At 72.2% G+C, this 21353-nt stretch carries 17 protein-coding genes; 15 read left to right on the plus strand and 2 right to left on the minus strand.

Going from position 1 to position 21353, the window contains the following annotated elements:
* The first annotated feature begins 119 nt into the window (after positions 1-119).
* The gene (locus EDD39_RS12755; RefSeq protein ID WP_030906585.1) at positions 120-650 is read left to right on the plus strand and encodes a hypothetical protein; all 531 of its coding nucleotides are present in this window, start codon (positions 120-122) and stop codon (positions 648-650) included.
* A gap of 64 nt (positions 651-714) precedes the next feature.
* On the opposite strand, the gene EDD39_RS12760 is transcribed toward EDD39_RS12755, so the two are convergent.
* Positions 715-2265 (minus strand): chitinase, encoded by a 1551-nt coding sequence (locus tag EDD39_RS12760; protein WP_123555685.1) that lies wholly within the window; start codon positions 2263-2265, stop codon positions 715-717.
* A 159-nt stretch (positions 2266-2424) separates the two neighbouring features.
* Between EDD39_RS12760 and folC the strand changes: the two genes are divergently transcribed.
* The 9 genes from folC to EDD39_RS12805 all read left to right on the plus strand — a co-directional run bounded on the left by folC (position 2425) and on the right by EDD39_RS12805 (position 13215).
* Complete coding sequence (folC, locus tag EDD39_RS12765; protein WP_123555687.1) at positions 2425-3816, plus strand: bifunctional tetrahydrofolate synthase/dihydrofolate synthase; 1392 nt, start codon at positions 2425-2427, stop codon at positions 3814-3816.
* A 6-nt stretch (positions 3817-3822) separates the two neighbouring features.
* A complete protein-coding gene (locus tag EDD39_RS12770) occupies positions 3823-4206 on the plus strand; it encodes a DUF4233 domain-containing protein (protein ID WP_123555689.1) in 384 nt (127 codons plus the stop codon).
* Between the two features lie 87 nt (positions 4207-4293).
* Positions 4294-4707 carry a nucleoside-diphosphate kinase gene (gene ndk, locus EDD39_RS12775; RefSeq protein WP_030458242.1) on the plus strand — a complete coding sequence of 138 codons (414 nt, stop codon included), beginning with the start codon at positions 4294-4296 and terminating at the stop codon, positions 4705-4707.
* Positions 4708-5071: 364 nt separating this feature from the next.
* On the plus strand, positions 5072-6097 hold the full coding sequence (locus EDD39_RS12780; RefSeq protein WP_030458241.1) for a rod shape-determining protein: 1026 nt from the start codon (positions 5072-5074) through the stop codon (positions 6095-6097).
* 70 nt (positions 6098-6167) lie between these two features.
* Positions 6168-7103 (plus strand): rod shape-determining protein MreC, encoded by a 936-nt coding sequence (gene mreC / locus EDD39_RS12785; protein ID WP_030458240.1) that lies wholly within the window; start codon positions 6168-6170, stop codon positions 7101-7103.
* On the plus strand, positions 7103-7747 hold the full coding sequence (gene mreD, locus EDD39_RS12790) for a rod shape-determining protein MreD (RefSeq protein WP_030458239.1): 645 nt from the start codon (positions 7103-7105) through the stop codon (positions 7745-7747). The genes mreC and mreD overlap by 1 nt, the downstream gene beginning before the upstream one ends.
* A gap of 21 nt (positions 7748-7768) precedes the next feature.
* Positions 7769-10003: a penicillin-binding protein 2 gene (gene mrdA, locus EDD39_RS12795; protein WP_123555691.1), complete on the plus strand. Its 2235-nt coding sequence runs from the start codon at positions 7769-7771 to the stop codon at positions 10001-10003.
* Complete coding sequence (rodA, locus tag EDD39_RS12800) at positions 10000-11199, plus strand: rod shape-determining protein RodA (protein ID WP_123555693.1); 1200 nt, start codon at positions 10000-10002, stop codon at positions 11197-11199. The genes mrdA and rodA overlap by 4 nt, the downstream gene beginning before the upstream one ends.
* 87 nt (positions 11200-11286) lie before the next feature.
* Positions 11287-13215 carry a TIGR03960 family B12-binding radical SAM protein gene (locus EDD39_RS12805; protein WP_123555696.1) on the plus strand — a complete coding sequence of 643 codons (1929 nt, stop codon included), beginning with the start codon at positions 11287-11289 and terminating at the stop codon, positions 13213-13215.
* A gap of 52 nt (positions 13216-13267) precedes the next feature.
* Here the strand turns inward: EDD39_RS12805 and EDD39_RS12810 are convergent, their stop codons facing one another.
* Positions 13268-14788: a recombinase family protein gene (locus EDD39_RS12810; RefSeq protein WP_123560390.1), complete on the minus strand. Its 1521-nt coding sequence runs from the start codon at positions 14786-14788 to the stop codon at positions 13268-13270.
* Between the two features lie 148 nt (positions 14789-14936).
* Between EDD39_RS12810 and EDD39_RS12815 the strand changes: the two genes are divergently transcribed.
* The 5 genes from EDD39_RS12815 to rpmA all read left to right on the plus strand — a co-directional run bounded on the left by EDD39_RS12815 (position 14937) and on the right by rpmA (position 21282).
* The gene (locus EDD39_RS12815; RefSeq protein WP_208765490.1) at positions 14937-15587 is read left to right on the plus strand and encodes a hypothetical protein; all 651 of its coding nucleotides are present in this window, start codon (positions 14937-14939) and stop codon (positions 15585-15587) included.
* 133 nt (positions 15588-15720) lie between these two features.
* Positions 15721-16494: a TIGR03936 family radical SAM-associated protein gene (locus EDD39_RS12820; RefSeq protein ID WP_123555700.1), complete on the plus strand. Its 774-nt coding sequence runs from the start codon at positions 15721-15723 to the stop codon at positions 16492-16494.
* Between the two features lie 363 nt (positions 16495-16857).
* Positions 16858-20430, plus strand: coding sequence for an Rne/Rng family ribonuclease (locus tag EDD39_RS12825; protein ID WP_208765491.1), 3573 nt, complete (start codon positions 16858-16860; stop codon positions 20428-20430).
* A 238-nt stretch (positions 20431-20668) separates the two neighbouring features.
* Positions 20669-20986: a 50S ribosomal protein L21 gene (rplU, locus tag EDD39_RS12830; RefSeq protein ID WP_014135733.1), complete on the plus strand. Its 318-nt coding sequence runs from the start codon at positions 20669-20671 to the stop codon at positions 20984-20986.
* Positions 20987-21024: 38 nt separating this feature from the next.
* Positions 21025-21282 (plus strand): 50S ribosomal protein L27, encoded by a 258-nt coding sequence (gene rpmA / locus EDD39_RS12835; RefSeq protein ID WP_014135732.1) that lies wholly within the window; start codon positions 21025-21027, stop codon positions 21280-21282.
* Positions 21283-21353: the final 71 nt, after the last annotated feature.

Raw genomic sequence — 21353 nt, forward strand, 5'->3', positions numbered from 1 at the left:
CGCGCCATTTGGAATGCATTGCGTTGCCCACCCCCGCGCGTTCAGCGACCTTTGCACACCGGATGTGTACGGTGGGCGGAAGTTCCCATTCGGGCGGGGCGCGAACGGAGGGTACGCACATGATGGCGACCGGGGAGTTGGCCGACGAACTTCCGGACGAACTTCCGGCGGAAGAGGTGGAGGCGGCAAAGGCCCGGGCGGCGACGCTGCTGCTGGCATTCCGGCACGGAAACCAGATCGCCTTCGACACCGAGCTGGACCGGCTGCTGGCCGAGCACGTCGAGCGCGAGGTGGCCACCCTGCTGGTGTGGATCGCCGCCGAGGCGGTCCGCAAGGCGTACGCCCCCGAGGTCGCCGACCGGGTGCTGCGCGGCCTGGCCCGGCGCGCCCCGCACGAGACCGCGCAGGTGCCGGTGGACGAGGAGGCGGCCGGCGCCGCCCTGCTGCTGGAGGCGGTCGCGGCGGGCGACGTCGCCCAGGTGCGCGCCCTGGTGGCCGGCACGCCCGACACCACCTACCTGCTCGGCGGCCTGGTGCAGGCGGTGGCGATGATGCTGCCGCTGCTGCCGGAGGGCGAGGCCGAGGAGATCGCCGCCGAACTGCGCCGCCGGCACGCGGGGCGGCTGCCGCTGCCCCGCGCCACGTACTGACGGATCGTCACTGCGCGGCCCGGGACGGCGGGTCGCCGCCCCGGGCCGCGCCCGGCGGGTCAGGTCACGGCATCGCGTGCAGGTGCGCGCCGACCGTGTTGGCGATCTGGTTGCCCGCGGTGGCGTCCCAGTTGGTGGACCAGGTCATCGCGCCGCCGATGGTCGGCCACTTGGCCGGCGGGACGAAGCTGCCGCAGTTGGTGCCGGAGGCCAGGCAGTCCAGCGCCGCGTTGACCACCGACGGGCTGGTGAAGCCGCCGCCCGCCGCGCTGGTGGAGGCCGGCACGCCCAGGCCGACCTGGTCGGGCCGCAGGCCGCCCTGGAGCTGGATGCAGGCCAGGCCGGTGAGGAAGTTCTCGGTGCCCTGCGAGTACACGCCGCCGTCGCAGCCGAGCATCGCCCCGCTGTTGTAGTACTGCATGTTGACGATGGTCAGGATGTCCTTGGTGGCCAGCGCCAGCTTGAAGTACTCGCCGCCGGTGGACTGCATGCCGATGGTCTCCGGCGCCATGGTCAGCACGAACCCGGACCCGACCTTGGCTGCCAGGGTGTGCAGCGCCTGCGCCATGTAGGTGGAGTTGACGCCGTTCTCCAGGTCGATGTCGATCCCGTCGAAGCCGTACTGCTGGATCAGGCCGTAGGCCGAGTTGGCGAAGTTGGCCGCCGCGGTGGAGTTGGCCACCGAGACGGTGCCGTTCTGCCCGCCGACCGAGATGATCACCTTCTTGCCGGCCGCCCGCTTGGCCGCGATGTCGGCCTTGAAGTCGGCCTCGGTGTAGCCGCCGAGCTTGGAGGAGAGCGTCGGGTCCAGGGTGAAGCTGATCCCGCCCTGGGTGCTGGTGGCGTCCGCGAAGGCCACCGCGATGATGTCGTAGGCGGCCGGGACGTCACTGATCCGCTGCGGCGTCGCGCCGTTGTAGAAGTCCTGCCAGTAGCCGGTCAGCAGGTGCTTCCTGGGCGGCGGCGGAGGCGTCGTCGTGGTGGTGCTCGGCGACGGGGACGGCGAGGCCGGCGGGCTGCTGGACTCCGAGACCGTCGGCGACGGGCTGGTGGCGGACGGCGACGGGCTGGCGCCGGTGCCCGGGCCGACCAGCGAGACCTTGTCCACGGTGAACGGCGTCTGCCCGTACCAGCCGTGGAACCAGACCGACACCGAGGTGGTGGCCGCGCCGGTGGTGAAGGTCGAGGTCAGGGTGTTCCAGCCGGAGTTGGAGCTCCAGGTGGACGGGTCGGTGCCGCCGGTGCCGGTGACCCCCGCGAACACGTAGCCGCCCTGCACCACGGCGCTCAGGGTGTACGTCGAGTTGGGCAGCACGGTGACGGTCTGGCTGCAGTTGGCGTAGTCGTTGCCGGCCGGGGAGCCCTGCAGGTCCCAGCCGGTGGCGGCGTTGTTCACCGCGGTGACGGTCGGGCCGCAGGTCCACGGGCCGATGTGGTTGCCGGCCGAGAAGTCGCCGTTGGCGATCACGTCCACGTTGGGCGCGACGCCGGCGGTGGCCGTGCCGGAACCGGCCATCAGCAGGCCGGCCAGGCCGGTGGAGGCCGCGACCAGTCCGGCGAGCAGGGCCCGTCCGGTGCGTCGGCCCGGCTGTGGTTGGGGCTGTGGTGCACGCATGCCATCTCCATGTGGGGGAGTGTCGATGGGGGTGCGGTGCGGGGAGCGGGGAGCGTGGGAGCGACTCACACGGTGGAGTAGACCAATTCCGGTGTCAAGAGGGCCCGCGGGCCGGGGTGGCCGTCCGGCCCCGGCGTGCGGAGTCCTTAGACTGGCCCGGTGAGCGACAAGGCCGAGCCCAACCCCTACACCGTCCGTCCCGCCGACGCCGGCGGCACCGACTCCGAACTGCGCGCCGTCGAGGCCGAACTGGCCACCCGCTGGCCGGAGAACAAGCTGGAGCCCTCGCTCGACCGGATCGAGGCGCTGATGGACATCCTCGGCCAGCCGCAGCGCTCCTACCCCTCGATCCACATCACCGGCACCAACGGCAAGACCTCCACCGCCCGGATGGTCGAGCAGCTGCTGGGCGCCTTCGAACTGCGCACCGGCCGCTACACCTCCCCGCACGTGGAGTCCGTCACCGAGCGGATCAGCCTGGACGGCGCGCCGATCACCCCCGAGAAGTTCGTCGAGACCTACCGGGACATCGAGCCCTACGTGCGGATGGTCGACGCCGCCCAGCCGGTGGCGATGTCCTTCTTCGAGGTGCTCACCGGCATGGCGTACGCCGCCTTCGCCGACGCCCCGGTGGACGTCGCGGTGGTCGAGGTCGGCATGGGCGGCTCCTGGGACGCCACCAACGTGATCGACGCCCAGGTCGCCGTGATCACCCCGATCGGCCTGGACCACACCGACAAGCTGGGGGAGACCACCGGGGAGATCGCGGTCGAGAAGTCCGGCATCGTCAAGCCCGGCGCGCTCGCCGTGGTCGCCCAGCAGCAGCTGGACGCGGCCGAGCAGATCCTGCGCCGCGCCGTCGAGGTGGACGCCACGGTGGCCCGCGAGGGCATGGAGTTCGGCGTGCTGCGCCGCGAGGTCGCGGTCGGCGGCCAGCTGGTCACCCTGCGCGGCCTCGGCGGCCACGAGTACCAGGACCTGTTCCTCCCGCTGCACGGCGACCACCAGGCGCAGAACGCCGCGCTGGCGCTGGCCGCCGTCGAGGCGTTCTTCGGCATCGGCCAGGGCGGCGCCGAGCACCTGGACGAGGAGAAGGTCCGGCAGGCGCTGTTCGGCGTCTCCTCCCCGGGCCGGCTGGAGGTGGTCCGGCGCAGCCCCACCGTCATCCTGGACGCCGCGCACAACCCGCACGGCGCGCAGGCCGCCGCCGCCGCGATCGGCGAGGCGTTCGGCTTCACCAAGCTGGTCGGCGTGATCGCCACCAGCGGCGACAAGGACGTCACCGGCCTGCTGGAGGTCTTCGAGCCGATCCTCGCCGAGGTCGTGATCACCCAGAACTCCACCCACCGCGCGATGCCGGTCGACCGGCTGGCCGCGATCGCCGTCGAGGTCTTCGGCGAGGACCGGGTGCAGGTCGAGCCGCGGCTGGACGACGCGATCGACGCCGCCGTCACCCTGGCCGAGGAGGAGGACCTCGGCGGCGCCGGCGTCCTGGTCACCGGCTCCGTCATCACGGTGGGCGAGGCGCGCCTGCTGTTCGGAAGGAAGTAACCGCCGATGCGCACCCTGTGCTCCTCCACCCTGATCGGCGAGGCCCTGCTGATCATGTTCGCCGGCCTGGTGGCGATGAAGCTCACCGACGTCGGCACCGGCACCATCTGGGCGGTCAGCGCGGTGGCGATCGCGCTGTGCGTGCTGCTGTGCGGCGTGATCACCCGCCCCGGCGCGGTGTACGTCGGCTGGGCGCTGCAACTGGCCGTGCTGGCCGGCGGACTGGTGCTGCCGACCATGTACGCCTTCGGCGTGGTCTTCGGCGGCCTGTGGTGGTGCTCGGTGCACTACGGCCGCAAGATCGACGTGCTCAAGGCCCAGCGGGCCGTCGCCGAGACCGCCGCCGAGACGGCCGCCGGAGCGGCGCCCGCCGCGGTCCGACCGGCCTGACGTGGGACTGGGCGTCGGGGCGCCGCCACGGCCGGGGTAGTGTCGGGGGCACAGTCAGGCACGACCCAACACCTCAGGAGCCGTACCGTGTCCCAGCGCACTCTCGTCCTGCTCAAGCCCGACGCCGTGCAGCGCGGCCTGGCCGGCGAGATCATCAGCCGGATCGAGCGCAAGGCCGGCTGGCGGTTCGCTGCGATGGAACTGCGCACCTTCGACCGCGCGACCCTGGAGCAGCACTACGCCGAGCACGTCGGCCGCGACTTCTACGAGCCGCTGCTGGGCTTCATGACCTCCGGCCCGTCGATCGCGCTGGTCGTCGAGGGCGAGAACGTCATCCCCGGCATCCGCGCGCTGGCCGGCGCGACCGACCCGCTGGCGGCCGGCGCGGGCACCATCCGCGGCGACTACGCGACCATCACCCGGGAGAACCTGATCCACGCCTCGGACTCCGCGGAGTCGGCCGAGCGCGAGATCAAGATCTTCTTCCCCGCGCACGCGTGAGGATCCGGTAGCGGTCCGGTGTCCCGTGCCCGCACCGGGCATGGGGCGCCGTTCCGGGGGAAGTCGCAGTTCAGGGGCCGGACGGCGGCTCCGGTTGCTCCCTCCGAGCGTTAATCCTCAAATCACGGAACCCTACCCTCCGACACGGCGTCCCAATGCCAGGAGAAGCCGATTCGCCCCCGGAGAATGGGCGGCACGCCGTACCCGCCGTCCGCGCTGACCGGCGTGACTACGATGGACCCAACTCACGGGCACGGAACGGCTGCTCAGCCGACGTCAGCCCGCTCGCGGGCCCACGCGGTCGGTCCGCTCCCCGCCCTTGATCCGAACTCGGGAAGGCACTCGACATCCCATGGCGAACAACCTGTCGTTTCTCGGCCGGGACCTGGCGATCGACCTAGGCACCGCGAACACGCTGGTGTACGTCCGGGGCAAGGGCATCGTGCTGAACGAGCCCTCGGTGGTGGCGGTGAACACCAACACCGGCGGGATCCTGGCGGTCGGCGCCGAGGCGAAGAAGATGATCGGCCGGACCCCCGGCAACATCGTCGCCATCCGTCCGCTCAAGGACGGCGTGATCGCCGACTTCGAGATCACCGAGCGGATGCTGCGGTACTTCATCATGAAGATCCACCGCCGCCGCTACCTGGTCCGCCCGCGGGTCGTGGTCTGCGTCCCCTCCGGCATCACCGGCGTCGAGCGCCGCGCCGTGGTCGAGGCCAGCATGCAGGCCGGCGCCCGCCAGGTGCACATCATCGAGGAGCCGATGGCGGCGGCGATCGGCTCGGGCCTGCCCGTGCACGAGCCCACCGGCAACATGGTGGTCGACATCGGCGGCGGCACCACCGAGGTCGCGGTGATCTCGCTCGGCGGGATCGTCACCGCGCAGTCGCTGCGGGTCGCGGGCGACGAGCTGGACAGCGCGATCGTCCAGCACATCAAGAAGGAGTACAGCCTGCTGCTGGGCGAGCGCTCCGCCGAGCAGATCAAGATGTCGATCGGCTCCGCGTTCGGCCTGGAGGGTGAGAAGGACGAGCACGCCGAGATCCGCGGCCGTGACCTGGTCTCCGGCCTGCCGAAGACGGTGGTGATCTCGGCCGCCGAGGTCCGCGAGGCCATCGACGAGCCGGTGAACTCGATCATCGACTCGGTGAAGACCACGCTGGACCAGTGCCCGCCGGAGCTCGCGGGCGACGTGATGGACCGCGGCATCGTGCTCACCGGCGGCGGCGCCCTGCTGCGCGGCCTGGACGAGCGGCTGCGCCGGGAGACCGGCATGCCGGTGCACATCGCGGAGAACCCGCTGGACTCGGTGGCGCTGGGGGCGGGCAAGTGCGTCGAGGAGTTCGAGGCGCTGCAGCAGGTCCTGGACGCCCAGCCGCGTCGTTGAGCAAGGCCATTCGAACTACACAACGAGCCGAGCCGATGGGCAGGCAGCACGAAGGGGCGGCGGCGGCACCGTGAGGGACACCCGAGAGAGTCGACTACTGCTGGTCCTACTGGTGGTGGTGGCCTTCGCCCTGATCACCGTGGACATCAAGGGCGGCCAGGACTCACCGCTCGGCGGCGCCCGCCGGGCCGCGGCCTCCGCGCTCGGCCCGGTGGAGAACGCCGCGGCCGGCGCGGTCGACCCGGTCGCCGGCTACATCCGGGCGATCCGCGACGCCGGCACCCACCAGCAGCGGCTCGACCAGATCACCAGGGAGAACACCGAGCTGCGCCAGAAGCTGGCCTCCTCGGACGCCGCGGCGGGCCGCACCAAGCAGCTCGACGACATGCTGCGCACGGCCGGCTCCGGCGGCTACACCGTCAAGGCCGCCCAGGTCATCGCGATCGGCGCGGCCCAGGGCTTCTCCTGGACCATCACCATCGACGCCGGCAGCGACGACGGCCTGACCCGCGACATGACCGTCATCGACGGCCAGGGCCTGGTCGGCCGGATCACCACCGTCGCCCCGACCACCGCCACCGTGCTGCTCGCCTCCGACCCCGGCTTCACCGCCGGCGTCCGGTTGGAGGGCAGCGGCGAGATCGGCTTCGCGGCCGGGCAGGGCGCCTCGCCGATGCGGATCGAACTGCTCAACGGCCGGGCCCAGGTGAAGGCCGGCGACCGGCTGGTCACCTTCGGCTCGCAGAGCGGCCGCCCGTTCGTGCCCGGCGTGCCGGTCGGCACCGTCAAGGAGGTGCAGGCCACCCCCGGGCAGCTCACCAAGACCATCCTGGTCGAGCCGTACGTGCAGTTCACCCGGCTCGACCTGGTCGGCGTGGTGGTCGTCCCGCCGCGCACCGACCCGCGGGACGCGGTGCTGCCGCCGGTGCCCGCCGCGTCCGCCGGCGCCGCGGGCAACCCGCAGGCGCCGATCGCCGCCGTACCGCCGACCACCGGGGGGAACTGATGCCGCGTGTGAACCGGATCCTGCTGTCCGCCGTGCTGCTGGTGCTGGCCCTGGTGATCCAGGTCAGCATCCTCGGCCGGCTCCAACTGCCCGGCGCCACCCCGGACCTGCTGATGCTGGTGGTGGTCGGCCTGGCCCTGGTCTACGGCCCGACGGGCGGCTGCCTGGTCGGCTTCTGCGCAGGCCTGCTGGCCGACCTCGCCCCGCCGTCCGACCACGCGGTCGGCCGGTACGCGCTGGTGCTCTGCCTGGTCGGCTACGGCGCCGGGCTGCTCAGGCCGGAGGGCGGCCGGCAGCGCTCGGCGCTGTCCGCGCTGGGCGTGGTGGCGGTCGCCGCGGTGCTCTCCACCCTGCTGTACGCGACGGTGGGCGCGCTGGTCGGCGACACCGCGGCCCGGCACGTCGGCCTGACCGGCCTGGTGTTCAGCGCCCTGCTGTACGACGTGCTGCTGGCCCCGTTCACGGTGCCGCTGGTGATGCTGCTGGCCCGCCGCTTCGACGGCGACCGGGTGGTCAACGAGACCGAGCGCGGCGCGGACGGCGGCTCCGGCCTCGGCGCGCTGGCCCGCTACCGGACCACCCGCGAGCCCTCCGCCACCCCCTACAAGAAGAAGCGCGCGCTCGGCCTCGCCAAGCGCCCCTGAGCCGGGACGGAGTCCGCGCACGTGAGCAACATCCCCGAGACCGGACGGACCCGCCGGGTGACGATCCGGTTGGTCGTCCTGCAGGTGCTGGTCCTGTCGCTGCTGGCCACCCTCGGCGGGCGGCTGTGGTACCTGCAGATCCGCAACGGCAAGGAGTTCACCGAGAAGGCCCAGGGCAACCACATCCGCGAGGTGGTGGAACCCGCCGTCCGCGGCGAGATCCTGGACGCCTCCGGCCGGATCCTGGCCGGCAACGAGACCAAGCTGGTGGTGTCGGTCTCCCGCACCGCGCTGCTCCAGCAGAAGGACCACGGCAAGGCGGTGCTGACCCGGCTCGCCGACGTGCTGGGCGTCCCGGCCGACGACGTGAAGAACAAGGTCCGGCTGTGCGACGCCAAGACGCCGCAGCCGTGCTGGAACGGCTCCCCGTACCAGCCGATCCCGGTCACCCAGCAGGCCACCACCCAGCAGGCGATGCAGATAATGGAGCGCCGCGAGGACTTCCCCGGCGTCACCGCCCAGCCCACCGCGCTGCGCCGCTACACCAACGCGGAGGGCGCCAGCGCCGCCCAGATCCTCGGCTACCTCTCGCCGGTCACCGACGACGAGGTCACCAAGAGCGCCGACAAGACCGGCCGGGAGCGCCGGCTGCCCTCCGACCAGATCGGCCGGGCCGGCCTGGAGTCGGTGTACGACGACGACCTGCGCGGCACCACCGGCGTCGACCGGCTGGAGGTCGACAACCTCGGCCGGGTGATCGGCAGCGCCGGCACCACCCCCGCGCAGTCCGGCAACAACCTGGTCACCTCGATCGACGCCCGGGTGCAGAAGGTGGTCGAGGACCAGCTGAACCAGGCCATGGTCGAGGCCCGCACCCAGTACGACAAGGAGACCAGCCGCAACTACATCGCCGACTCCGGCGCGGCCGTCGTGATGGACGTGCACACCGGCCGGATCGTGGCGATGGCCAGCGCCCCCACCTACGACCCCAACCTGTGGGTCGGCGGCATCTCCGCCAAGGACTACGAGGCGCTGAACAGCAAGGACTCCAACTACCCGCTGATCAACCGGGCCATACAGGGTCAGTCCGCCCCCGGCTCCACCTTCAAGGTGATCTCCACCACCGCCGCCGTGCAGGCCGGCTACGACCTCAACGGGCACTACCCGTGCCCGAAGTCGCTGACCATCGGCGGCCGCGAGTTCAAGAACTTCGAGAGCGAGCAGTTCGGCGACATCTCGCTGGAGAAGGCGCTCGAAGTCTCCTGCGACACCGTCTTCTACGGCCTGGCCTACGACCAGTGGATGAAGGACGGCGGCCTCAAGCCCAAGAAGGACGCCCAGGACTGGTTCTTCAAGACCGCCCACGAGTTCGGCCTCGGCGCCAAGACCGGCATCGACCTGCCCGGCGAGGTGGCCGGCCGGGTCCCCGACCGGCAGTGGAAGCAGTCGTACTACGACGCGATGAAGACCTCCTGGTGCGACCAGGCGGCCAAGGGCGGCCACGAGTACGCCGACGAGATCGCCCGCGAGAACTGCGCCGACGGCAACCAGATGCGCGCCGGTGACATGGTCAACTTCGCCATCGGCCAGGGAGACACCCTGGTCACCCCGCTGCAGATGGCCCGGATCTACTCGGCGCTGGCCAACGGCGGCACGCTGTACCGGCCCACCATCGGCAAAGCCGTGGTCAGCCCCGACGGCAGCCTGGTGCGCGACATCGCCCCGCACGAGGACGGCAAGATCCCGGCCCAGGGCAAGCTGCTGCAGTACATCGACCAGGCCACCGCCGGCGTCATCACCTCCGGCACCGCGGCCTGGAAGTTCACCGGCTCCGGCTGGCCGCAGGGCAAGATCGAGCTGCACGCCAAGACCGGCACCGCCGAGGTCGCCGGCAAGCAGACCACCTCCTGGCTGACCACCTACAGCAACGACTACGCGGTGGTCATGACGATCAGTCAGGGCGGCACCGGCTCCGGCGGCTCCGGCGACTCGGTGCGCCGGATCTACCAGGCGCTGTACGGCGTCGACGACAAGGGCAACATCGACAACTCCAAGGCCCTGCTGCCCAAGCCGCAGGCCGAACTGCCCAAGTTCAACCCGGACGGCACCGCGATCGTCCCCACCGCCTTCGGCTACGAGCCGGGCGCGACCTTCCTGGACCCGGCCCCGCCGACCCGGGCCGCCCAGCCCGCCGGCGTGCTGCTGGCCGCCGTCGAACCCACCCGCGGCGGCGGGTACGGAAGGGGCCGGGCATGACCCCGTACGACTCCTACGGCTCCTTCCGCTTCGGGCCGCCGAGGTCCCTGCTGGGGCGGGCGCTGGCCAAGGACTCCCCGCTGCGGCGGCTCGACTGGATCATGATCCTGGCGGCGCTGGCGCTCTCCCTGATCGGCTCGCTGCTGGTCTGGTCGGCCACCCGCGGCCGGGACTCGCTGACCCACGGCGACCCGCAGTACTTCCTGTACCGGCACCTGACCAACCTGCTGATCGGCGTGGTCCTGTGCACGGCGGTGATCGTGCTCGGCACCCGCCGGCTGCGCACCGCGGTGCCGTTCATCTACCTCGCCGTGATCCTGATGCTGTTCGCGGTGCTCAGCCCGCTCGGCTCGACCATCAACGGCGCGCACTCCTGGATCCAGTTCGGCGGCGGCTTCTCCATCCAGCCCGCCGAGTTCGCCAAGCTGGCGATCGTGCTCGGGATGGCTCTGGTGCTGTCCTCCCGGGTGGACACCGGAGAACGGGAGAACCCGCCCACCCGCAGCGTGCTGCAGGCGCTGGCGGTGGCGGGCTTCCCGATGGCCGTGGTCATGCTGATGCCGGACCTCGGCTCGGTGATGGTCATGGTGGTCACCGTGCTCGGCGTGCTGCTGGCCTCCGGCGCCGCCAACCGCTGGGTGGTCGGCCTGCTGGCCGGCGGCACCGCCGGGGCGCTGGCGGTCTGGAAGCTCGGCGTCCTCAGCCAGTACCAGATCGACCGCTTCGCGGCCTTCGCCAACCCGGCGCTCGACCCGTCCGGCGTCGGCTACAACACCGCGCAGGCCCGGATCGCGATCGGCTCCGGCGGCCTGACCGGCATGGGCCTGTTCCACGGCACCCAGACCACAGGGCAGTTCGTCCCCGAGCAGCAGACCGACTTCGTGTTCAGCGTGGCCGGCGAGGAACTCGGCTTCGCCGGCGGCCTGGTGATGATCGGCCTGCTCGGCGTCATCCTGTGGCGCGCCTGCCGGATAGCGCGCCAGGCCAGCGACCTGTACGGGACGATCCTGGCGGCCGGCGCGGTCACCTGGTTCGCCTTCCAGGCGTTCGAGAACATCGGCATGAACCTCGGCATCATGCCGGTCGCGGGCATCCCGCTGCCGTTCGTCTCCTACGGCGGCTCCTCGATGTTCGCGGTCTGGATCGCGGTGGGCCTGCTGCAGTCGGTGCGCTCGCAGCGGCCGATAGGGATCTAGCGCCGACCGCAGGCGTGGAAACAGTGACCCTCGGGGCTCGGCTACCCTGAAGGGTCACTGCTTTTTCTGCCGTAAAGGTCCTCGCACATGACTGTCGAATCGGTCTTCCCACGCCTGGAGGCCCTCCTCCCGCACGTCCAGAAGCCGATCCAGTACGTCGGTGGCGAGCTCAACTCGACCGTCAAGGACTGGGACGCCTGCGACGTCCGCTGGGCGCTGATGTACCCCGACGCCTACGAGGTCGGGCTGCCCAACCAGGGCACCATGATCCTCTACGAGGTGCTGAACGAGCGCGAGGGCGTCCTCGCCGAGCGCAGCTACAGCGTCTGGCCCGACCTCGAGGCCCTGATGCGCGAGCACGGCGTCCCGCAGTTCACGGTCGACGCGCACCGCCCGATCAAGGCGTTCGACGTGTTCGGCCTGTCGTTCTCCACCGAGCTCGGCTACACCAACATGCTGACCGCGCTCGACCTGGCCGGCATCCCGCTGAACGCCGCCGACCGCACGACGGACGACCCGGTCGTCCTCGCGGGCGGCCACGCCGCGTTCAACCCCGAGCCGATCGCCGACTTCATCGACGCCGCCGTGATCGGCGACGGCGAGCAGGCCGTGCTCGACATCACCGAGATCGTCCGGGCCTGGAAGGCCGAGGGCCGCCCCGGCGGCCGCGACGAGCTGCTGCTGCGCCTGGCCAAGACCGGCGGGGTGTACATCCCGCGGTTCTACGACGTCGAGTACCTGGCCGACGGCCGGATCGCGCGCGTGGTCCCGAACCGTCCCGGCGTGCCGTGGCGGGTCTCCAAGCACACCGTGATGGACCTCGACGAGTGGCCCTACCCCAAGCAGCCGCTCGTCCCGCTCGCCGAGACCGTGCACGAGCGGATGTCGGTGGAGATCTTCCGCGGCTGCACCCGCGGCTGCCGCTTCTGCCAGGCCGGCATGATCACGCGCCCCGTGCGGGAGCGAAGCATCACCGGCATCGGCGAGATGGTGGAGAAGGGCCTGAAGGCCACCGGCTTCGAGGAGGTCGGCCTGCTCTCGCTCTCCTCCGCCGACCACTCCGAGATCGCCGACATCACCAAGGGCCTGGCCGACCGCTACGCCGAGGACAAGGTCGGCCTCTCGCTGCCCTCCACCCGGGTCGACGCCTTCAACATCGACCTGGCCAACGAGCTCTCCCGCAACGGCCGCCGCTCCGGCCTCACCTTCGCCCCCGAGGGCGGCTCCGAGCGGATCCGCAAGGTCATCAACAAGATGGTGTCCGAGGAGGACCTCATCAACACGGTGGCCACCGCGTACGGCAACGGCTGGCGCCAGGTGAAGCTGTACTTCATGTGCGGCCTGCCCACCGAGACCGACGAGGACGTGCTGCAGATCGGCGAGATGGCGAAGAACGTCATCGCCAAGGGCCGCGAGGTCACCGGCACCAACGACATCCGCTGCACCGTCTCGATCGGCGGCTTCGTGCCCAAGCCGCACACCCCCTTCCAGTGGGCCCCGCAGCTGTCCGCCGAGGCCACCGACGAGCGCCTGACCAAGCTGCGCGACTCGATCCGCGGCGACCGCAAGTTCGGCAAGAACATCGGCTTCCGCTACCACGACGGCAAGCCCGGCATCATCGAGGGCCTGCTCTCCCGCGGCGACCGCCGGATCGGCGCCGTCATCCGGGCCGTCTACGAGGACGGCGGCCGCTTCGACGGCTGGCGCGAGCACTTCTCCTACGACCGCTGGATCGCCTCCGCCGAGAAGGGCCTGTCCGGCACCGGCGTCGACGTCGACTGGTACACCACCCGCGAGCGCTCCTACGAGGAGGTGCTGCCCTGGGACCACCTGGACAGCGGCCTCGACAAGGACTGGCTCTGGGAGGACTGGCAGGACGCGCTGGAGGAGGTCGAGGTCGAGGACTGCCGCTGGACCCCGTGCTTCGACTGCGGCGTCTGCCCGCAGCTGGGTCTCGACATCCAGGTCGGTCCGACCGGCAAGAAGCTGCTGCCGCTGACGGTCGTCAACAAGTAGCCCGAGTGCCTGCCTGCGTCGTCGGCCCCGCCCTGGTGCGGGGCCGACGGCATCAGGGAAGCCGCACCGCGAACACGTCCGGTTTGATGACCAGGGCTTCCTCCACGTCGGGTGGGACCACCAGTTCCAGATCCACCTCCGGTGCCCGGCGGCCGGGGACCTTCGTCCGGCGGACCCGGCAAGTGACCCGTGCCCGCCGCAGGTCCTCCGCCATCGATCCGGTTCCCTCGCGTTGCCAGCGGTCGCCGAAGGTCTCGCCGGTCGCGGACAGCGTCCAACCCGCCTCTTCCGAAGAGCCGTTCGCGCCGACCGCGCCCGCCCGGTACTCCCGTACGCGGACCGGCAGCGCTCCGAGTGCGGCCAGGACCTCGCCGGAGAGCCTTCCGTGCACGGCGCTCGGTCGTGGTGCTCCCAGGCCCCCGCTCGGACAGGTCCGGCAGCGGAGGTAGACGTAGACGCGCTGGTCCGTCCTGGTCCGCTGCACCGTCATGTTGGTGCCGCAGTCGGCGCACACCAGGACTCCCAGGAACTCGGTGGCGCCGTCGGGACTCCGGCGGGGCTGGGCGACGGCCCTGCGGCCGAGGGCCGATTGCAGCGACTGCCATTCTTCCGCGCTGAAGATCGGCTCGGCCACCCTGATGGGGGCGCCTTTCCGGTCGAGCACGACCCTCGACCGGCGAGTGCCCGCCGCTGTCTCCGCTTCGACGCGCCACCCGCACAACGCCGGGTTCCGCAGCCGCCGTAGAAGCGTCGTGGCGGTCCACCGACCGCCACCCCCGGTGGAGATCCCGGCTCGGACGAGTACGGCGACCATCCGGCGGGCGGAGACCCCGCGCAGCGCCGCGCCGTGGCACCAACGCAGGACGCGGCAGGCTCCGGGCTCGATGACCAACCTGCCCCCTGCGTCCGTCGCGTATCCGTAAGGGGGTCTGCCCACGAGCCAGTCGGGCTGGGTTTTCGCGTAGGCCCAGAGACTCGTGACGCGGGTGCTGGTGCCGCCGGCCTCGATTTCGGCCACGCCCCCGATCACCTTCGCGAACTCCTTGCCCGCCGCCGTGGACAGGTCGATGGCCTCGTGCAGCGAGACCAGGTTCTTCCCGTGGTCCGTGCACCACTCGATCATCACGCTGAGATCGGTCAGACGACGGACGAAGCGGTCCAGTTTCCAGAAGAGCAGGACGTCGAAGTCGGGCACGCGGTCGACCAGCCAGTGACCCAGTTGTCGCCTCTTCCACGGAGGGACCCGGGTGGCCGAGACGTTCAGGTCGCCGGCCACGCCGACGACGCGGAAGCCGCGCTCCCGCGCCAGCCGCCGGAGGTCGAGTTCCTGGCGCACCGGCGATGTGGTATCCGCGGTGAAGGACGAGAGCCTCACCGAGAGCAGCGCGCGGGGCGCGTTCCGCAGGAGGCGCCGCTCGTCCGCCAGCAGTTCGTCGAGGAGGGCGAGGTCGTTCTCGCGCCAGTGCCCGCGGGGCGCGGTCCGCTTCGGTTCCGTGTTCACTGCCAGGTCAACGAGACGACTGCCATTCGGATGTGGTCGTGTCTCTTTCTTTCTGCAGATGGACACCCACATCCAGGTCGGTCCGACCGGCAAGAAGCTGCTTCCCCTGACGGTCGTCAACAGCTGACGCACCATCACCCCAGGGCCCCTGCCGCGACCCCGTGGCGGGGGCCCTTTGCCTGGGTATTACCATCGGCTGATCGGTTTACGGGGAGTGGCGATGGCTCAGCAGCAGGGACAGCCGCAACAGGGCGGGGGATGCCTGGTCGCGGTAGTGCGGCCGGTGGTGGTGGCGGTCGTGGTGCCGCTGCGGCTGCTGTGGGAACTCGTGGTGCTGATCGCCCGCGGGATCGGCTGGCTGGTCGACAAGGTGCTGCTGTGGCCGCTGCGGATGCTCTGGCGGTGGGTGCTGCGGCCGCTGGTGGTCGTCCCGATCGGTTGGCTGTGGCACTGGCTGGTGGTGGTGCCGCTGACCTGGCTGTGGGAGTGGGTGCTGCTGCCCTCGCTGGAGGCGCTGTGGCGCTACGTGCTGGCCCCGATCGGCCGCGGCGCGGCGTACCTCGCGGTCGGGTTCGGCAAGGTGGTCGCCCGGCTGGCGTACTACCTGGTCGCGGTGCCGCTCCGAGCCTGCTGGCGGTGGGTGCTGGTGCCGCTCGGCAAGGCGTTCTACCACGGGCTGTGGCGGCCGGTGCTCTTCCCGGTGCTGCGCGCGCTCGGGCTGGCGTTCCTCTGGGCCTGGCGGCTCGGCGGCCGGATCTGGCGCTTCACCGTGGTCGCCCCGTGCCGCTGGGTGCGCCGCGACGTCTGGTGGCCCGTCAAGGCGGAGATCCGCCGGGTGGCCCGGGAGGTACGGCGGACACTGCTGGGCTGACGCACCGCGTACCCTAGGTGAGGACAAGGTCCGGCCGGAGCCGCACGCGGTGCGAGGCCGGACGGGGACAACTGACGAAGGACTGAGCCCCCTGGCACGCCGCACGCCCGACGGTCCGCCGCCCGCGCCGACGGTGCAGCGCATCCGTCTCCGCTACACCAAGCGCGGCCGTCTGCGCTTCACCAGCCACCGGGACTTCCAGCGGGCGTTCGAGCGCGCGCTCCGCCGCTCGGCCGTCCCGATGGCCTACTCCGCGGGCTTCACCCCGCACCCCAAGGTCTCCTACGCGAACGCCGCCCCGACCGGCACCGCCAGCGAGGCCGAGTACCTGGAGATCGGCCTCGCCGAGCACCGCGACCCCGAGGCGCTGCGCCGCCAGCTGGACGCGTCGCTGCCGCCCGGCCTGGACGTCACCGACGCCGTCGAGGTCGCCACGAGCAACTTCGTGGAGCGGCTGGAGGCCTCCGAGTGGCTGCTGCGCCTGCCCGGCGTGGAGCCGGTCGAGGCCGAGAAGGCCGCCGCCGCGTTCCTGGCCGCCGAGGCGGTCGAGGTCCAGCGGATGACCAAGAACGGCCTGCGCACCTTCGACGCGCGCTCCGCCGTCGCCGCGATGGAAATCGTCCCCGAGGGCTCCGCCCTGGTCGGGATCGGTGACAACACGGCCACGGACGGTGCGGACGATGTTCGTCCGGGTGCTCCCTGTGCGATACTGCGCCTGGTAGTACGACACGCCACACCCGCCGTACGACCCGACGACGTATTGTCCGGTCTCCGTTCGACGGCCGACCTCGCGCCGCCGGTCCCCGCAGAGGTGACCAGGCTGGCGCAGGGGCCGCTCGACGAGCAGACCGGCACGGTGACCGACCCGCTGGCGCTCGACCGCGCCGCGGCCGAGGTCGGCCGGTAGGCCGCCCCGCCGCGCGCAACCGCCGTCCGCCGAGTGGGCGGGAGCGCAGGCACGGAGAGAACTCCGGGCCTGCGGCTCCCCGGCCCCCGCGGCTCCCCAGGGGAGCGAGCGTCGTCGCGCGCAGGCCCGGCCACCCCCTCGGCCCGGCCCTTGAAAACTGAGAAGACTGGTCAGACCAGAAGACTTTTCGGCCCCCCGCGCCCCGCGGGAGGTCGAGCGAGACTACGAGCCCCTGTGCGGCCTCGCGTCCGCACGACGGCACCGTGGGAGCCGGACCGCCCCAAGCGGCGTCCGGCTGGTGAATTGCGGTGGAGCGTCGTGCCCGGATGCGGAGCCCGGGGGCCTGACGGGAGACACACCCGCATGCTCGAAAACACCGAACCGCAGCCCGCTGCGGCCGACCACAACGACAACAACGGCGCCGACGGCGCCTCCGCGGCCCCGCCGCGGCGCCGCCGCCGGGCGGTCTCCCGCCCGGCCGGCTCCCCGCAGGGGGCCGCGAGCGAGGGCGCCGAGACCGTGGTCGCGGCCGAGACCGCCGCGCCGGCCGCCGCCGAGGCTCCGGCCCCCGCTGCCGCCGAGCCGGTCGCCGAGAAGCCCGTCCGGGCCCGCCGCACCCGCAAGCGGGTCGAGGCCCCGGCCGGTGCGCCGGAGGCCGCTGCGGCCGAGGCCGCGCCCGAGGCGCCCGCCGCCGCCGAGCCGGTGGCGGAGCCGGTCGCCGAGAAGCCCGTCCGGGCCCGCCGCACCCGCAAGCGGGTCGAGGCGCCCGCCGGTGCGCCGGAGGCCGTCGAGGCCCCGGCCGAGGCCGTCGCCGAGCCCGTGCCCGCCGCGGAGGCCCCCGCTGCCGCCGAGCCGGCCGCCGAGGAGAAGCCCGTCCGGGCCCGCCGCACCCGCAAGCGCGCCTCCGCGCCGGTGCAGTCGCCGGTGGCGGCCGAGGAGCCCGCTGCCGAGCCCGAGCCGGTCGCCGAGGCCGTCGAGGAGGAGCCGGAGGCCGAGGCCCCGGTCGAGCCCGTCGCCGAGCCCGAGCCGGTCGTCGAGGCCGAGCCGCCGCGGGCCCGCCGCCGGGCGGTCCGCCCGTCCACCGCGATCTTCCAGGCGCCGGTCTTCCAGGAGCCCGCGGCCTACACCGCGCCCGCCGCGTCCGCCGCCCCCGCGCCCGCCGCCGCCAAGGCCACCAAGGCTGCCAAGGCCGCCGAGCCGGCCCCCGCCGCGGTCGAGCCCGAGCAGCCGGCCGCCGGCGAGGACGAGTTCGAGTACAGCGGCGTCGGCCGCCGCCGGGTCCGCACCGCGGTGCGCGTCCAGCAGTCGGCCAAGCTCGCGAAGGCCGCCCCGCAGCCCGCCAAGGCCGCCGCCCCGGCCGCGCCCGCCGTCGAGGCCCCCGCCGAGGTCGAGGCGCCCGCCGCCGGCCCCGAGCAGGACGCCGAGTGGGAGGACGACCGCCCGTCCCGCCGCCGCCGTCGCGGTGGCCGTCGCCGCCGCCGCGGTGAGGCCGAGGACGCGTCCGAGGCGGTCGAGGCCGAGACCGCCGAGACCGAGGACGCCTCCCACGAGGAGGCCGACGAGCACGACGAGGCCGAGGACGACCAGGACGACGACCTGGCCGCCGGCCTGTCCTCCTCGCGCCGCCGCCGTCGCCGCCGCCGCCGCAGCGGCGAGGGCGGTGCCGAGCAGGCCGAGACCACCGAGGACGGCGTGCGCACCGTGGTGAAGGTGCGCGAGCCGCGCCGCCGCTCGGCCGAGCCCGCCTTCGACCCGGACGAGGTGCAGTCGATCAAGGGCTCCACCCGCCTGGAGGCCAAGAAGCAGCGCCGCCGCGAGGGCCGCGAGCTGGGCCGCCGCCGCGTCCCGATCATCACCGAGGCCGAGTTCCTGGCCCGCCGCGAGTCCGTCGAGCGGGTCATGGTGGTCCGTCAGAACGGCGCCCGCACCCAGATCGGCGTGCTCGAGGACGGCGTGCTGGTCGAGCACTACGTCAACAAGGAGCAGGCCACCTCGTACGTCGGCAACGTGTACCTGGGCAAGGTGCAGAACGTGCTGCCGTCGATGGAGGCCGCGTTCGTCGACATCGGCAAGGGCCGCAACGCCGTGCTGTACGCGGGCGAGGTCAACTTCGGCGCGCTCGGCGGCCACGGCGGCTCGCGCCGGATCGAGTCGGTGCTGAAGTCCGGCCAGTCCGTGCTGGTGCAGGTCTCCAAGGACCCGATCGGCCACAAGGGCGCCCGGCTGACCAGCCAGATCTCGCTGCCCGGCCGCTACCTGGTGTACGTGCCCGAGGGCTCGATGACCGGCATCTCCCGCAAGCTGCCGGAGAACGAGCGGGCCCGCCTCAAGCAGATCCTCAAGAAGATCGTCCCGGACGACGCGGGCGTGATCGTCCGCACCGCCGCCGAGGGCGCCTCCGAGGAGGAGCTCACCCGCGACGTCCAGCGCCTCCAGCAGCAGTGGGAGGAGATCCAGAAGAAGGCCGCCACCGGCAACGCCCCGGCGCTGCTCTACGGCGAGCCCGACATGACGGTCCGGGTGGTCCGCGACATCTTCAACGAGGACTTCACCAAGGTCATCGTCAGTGGCGCCGACGCCTGGAGCACCATCCACGACTACGTCTCCAACGTCGCCCCCGACCTCACCGAGCGCCTGCAGAAGTGGACCTCGGACGTCGACGTGTTCGCCACCTACCGGATCGACGAGCAGCTGATGAAGGCGCTGGACCGCAAGGTCTGGCTGCCCTCCGGCGGCTCGCTGGTGATCGACCGGACCGAGGCGATGATCGTCGTCGACGTCAACACCGGCAAGTTCGTCGGCCAGGGCGGCAACCTGGAAGAGACCGTCACCCGCAACAACATCGAGGCGGCCGAGGAGATCGTCCGCCAGCTGCGGCTGCGCGACCTCGGCGGCATCATCGTGATCGACTTCATCGACATGGTGCTGGAGTCCAACCGGGACCTGGTGCTGCGCCGCCTGCTGGAGTGCCTGGGCCGTGACCGGACCAAGCACCAGGTGGCCGAGGTCACCTCGCTCGGCCTGGTCCAGATGACCCGCAAGCGGGTCGGCCAGGGCCTGCTGGAGTCCTTCTCCGAGCCCTGCGTGCACTGCAACGGCCGCGGCGTGATCGTCCACATGGACCAGCCCGGCCACAACCACGGCTCGCACACCGCGCCCGCGGCCGCCGCGGGCGAGGGCGGCGGCAAGCGCCGCCGCCGGGGCCGCGGCGGGGCCGGGAACGCCGAGGCGGACGCGGTCGAGAGCGGCACCGAGGCCGTCGAGGCCGCGGCCGAGGCCGTCCTCGACGTGGTCGACGAGCTGGAGCCGATCGAGGAGCTCGCCGACGTCGAGGTCGTCGAGGAGACCGCCCCGGCGGAGGCCGCCGAGGCCGAGGTCGTCGTCGAGCCGGCCGCCGCGCCGGTCGCCGAGGAGAAGCCCAGCCTGGTGGAGATCCCGCCGGCCGCCCCCGCGGCCGGTGGCCGCACCCGGCGCCGCGCGGTGCGCAAGGCCACCGCCCCGGCCGGGGCGTCCGGCGAGGCCGAGATCGTGGTCCTGCAGGCCCGCGCCGAGGCCGCGATGGAGGCCGCGCTGAGCGCCGCCGAGAAGTCGGCCGCCGAGCAGCAGTCGGCCGTCGAGGTCGCCGAGACCGCCGCGGAGGTGGCGGCCGAGGCCGTCGCCGCGGTGGAGCCCGGGGCCGAGGTCGCCGTCGAGGTCGACACCGAGCAGGCCGTCGGGGCCCCGGCCGAGGAGGCCGCGCCGAAGAAGCGGGCCGCCCGGAAGACCGCGACCAAGACCGCCGCCAAGAAGACCACGGCGGCCAAGAAGACCGCGGCGAAGAAGACCACCACCGCCGCGGCCGCCAAGAAGACCACCGCCAAGAAGGCCGCCACCAAGCGGACCGGCGCGGCGGCCAAGAAGACCGCGACCGCCGAGGGCGACGGCGCCGCGGAGTGAGCCCGAGGGGGCCGGGAGCACCGCTTCGGCGGCGCTCCCGGCCCCCTCGCACGTCCCGGTTTGTCTTCGGATGGACTGGTCCGTATTCTTGACCATCGGCGTGTTGACGCCACGCTCCAGAGCACCTCACCTCCCGGGTGGACGCCGCTTCCGGCGCTCTCCGGGGGAGGCCCGCTTGTGTCCATACCCAGGCGGCTGGCATCCGGAGTTCCGACCGAGTTAGGAAAGCAGGTACCGCATGTACGCGATCGTTCGCGCCGGCGGCCGCCAGCACAAGGTCGCCGTCGGCGACGTGCTGGAGATCGACCGTATCGACGCCAAGCCGGGTGACTCGGTGGAGCTCTCGACCATCCTCGTCGTCGACGGTGAGTCCATCACCTCCGACCCGTGGGTGCTCGGCGGCGTGAAGGCCCACGCCGAGGTTGTCGACCAGACCAAGGGCGACAAGATCGTCATCCTGCGCTACAAGAACAAGACCGGCTACCGCCGTCGTCAGGGCCACCGCCAGAAGCACACCGCGGTGCGCATCACCAGCATCGACTCGGTCAGCAAGTAACAACTTCCTGCGGTCTTTCCTAGAAAGGGGATAGCCAGATGGCACACAAGAAGGGTGCGAGTTCCACTCGCAACGGTCGTGACTCGAACGCCCAGCGCCTCGGCGTGAAGCGCTTCGGCGGTCAGGTCGTCTCCGCCGGCGAGATCATCGTCCGCCAGCGCGGCACCCACTTCCACCCGGGTGCGAACGTCGGCCGTGGCGGCGACGACACCCTGTTCGCGCTGACCGCCGGTGCCGTGCAGTTCGGCAACCGTCGCGGCCGCAAGGTCGTCAACATCGTGGCCGTCGAGGCCTGAGTCCGTACAGACTCGCTGTGAAGGGTGGGCCGGGATGATCCGGGCCCACCCTTCCGCTTTACCGCAGGACA

Origin of the sequence: Kitasatospora cineracea (assembly GCF_003751605.1) — a bacterium.
GTDB classification, from domain to species: domain Bacteria; phylum Actinomycetota; class Actinomycetes; order Streptomycetales; family Streptomycetaceae; genus Kitasatospora; species Kitasatospora cineracea.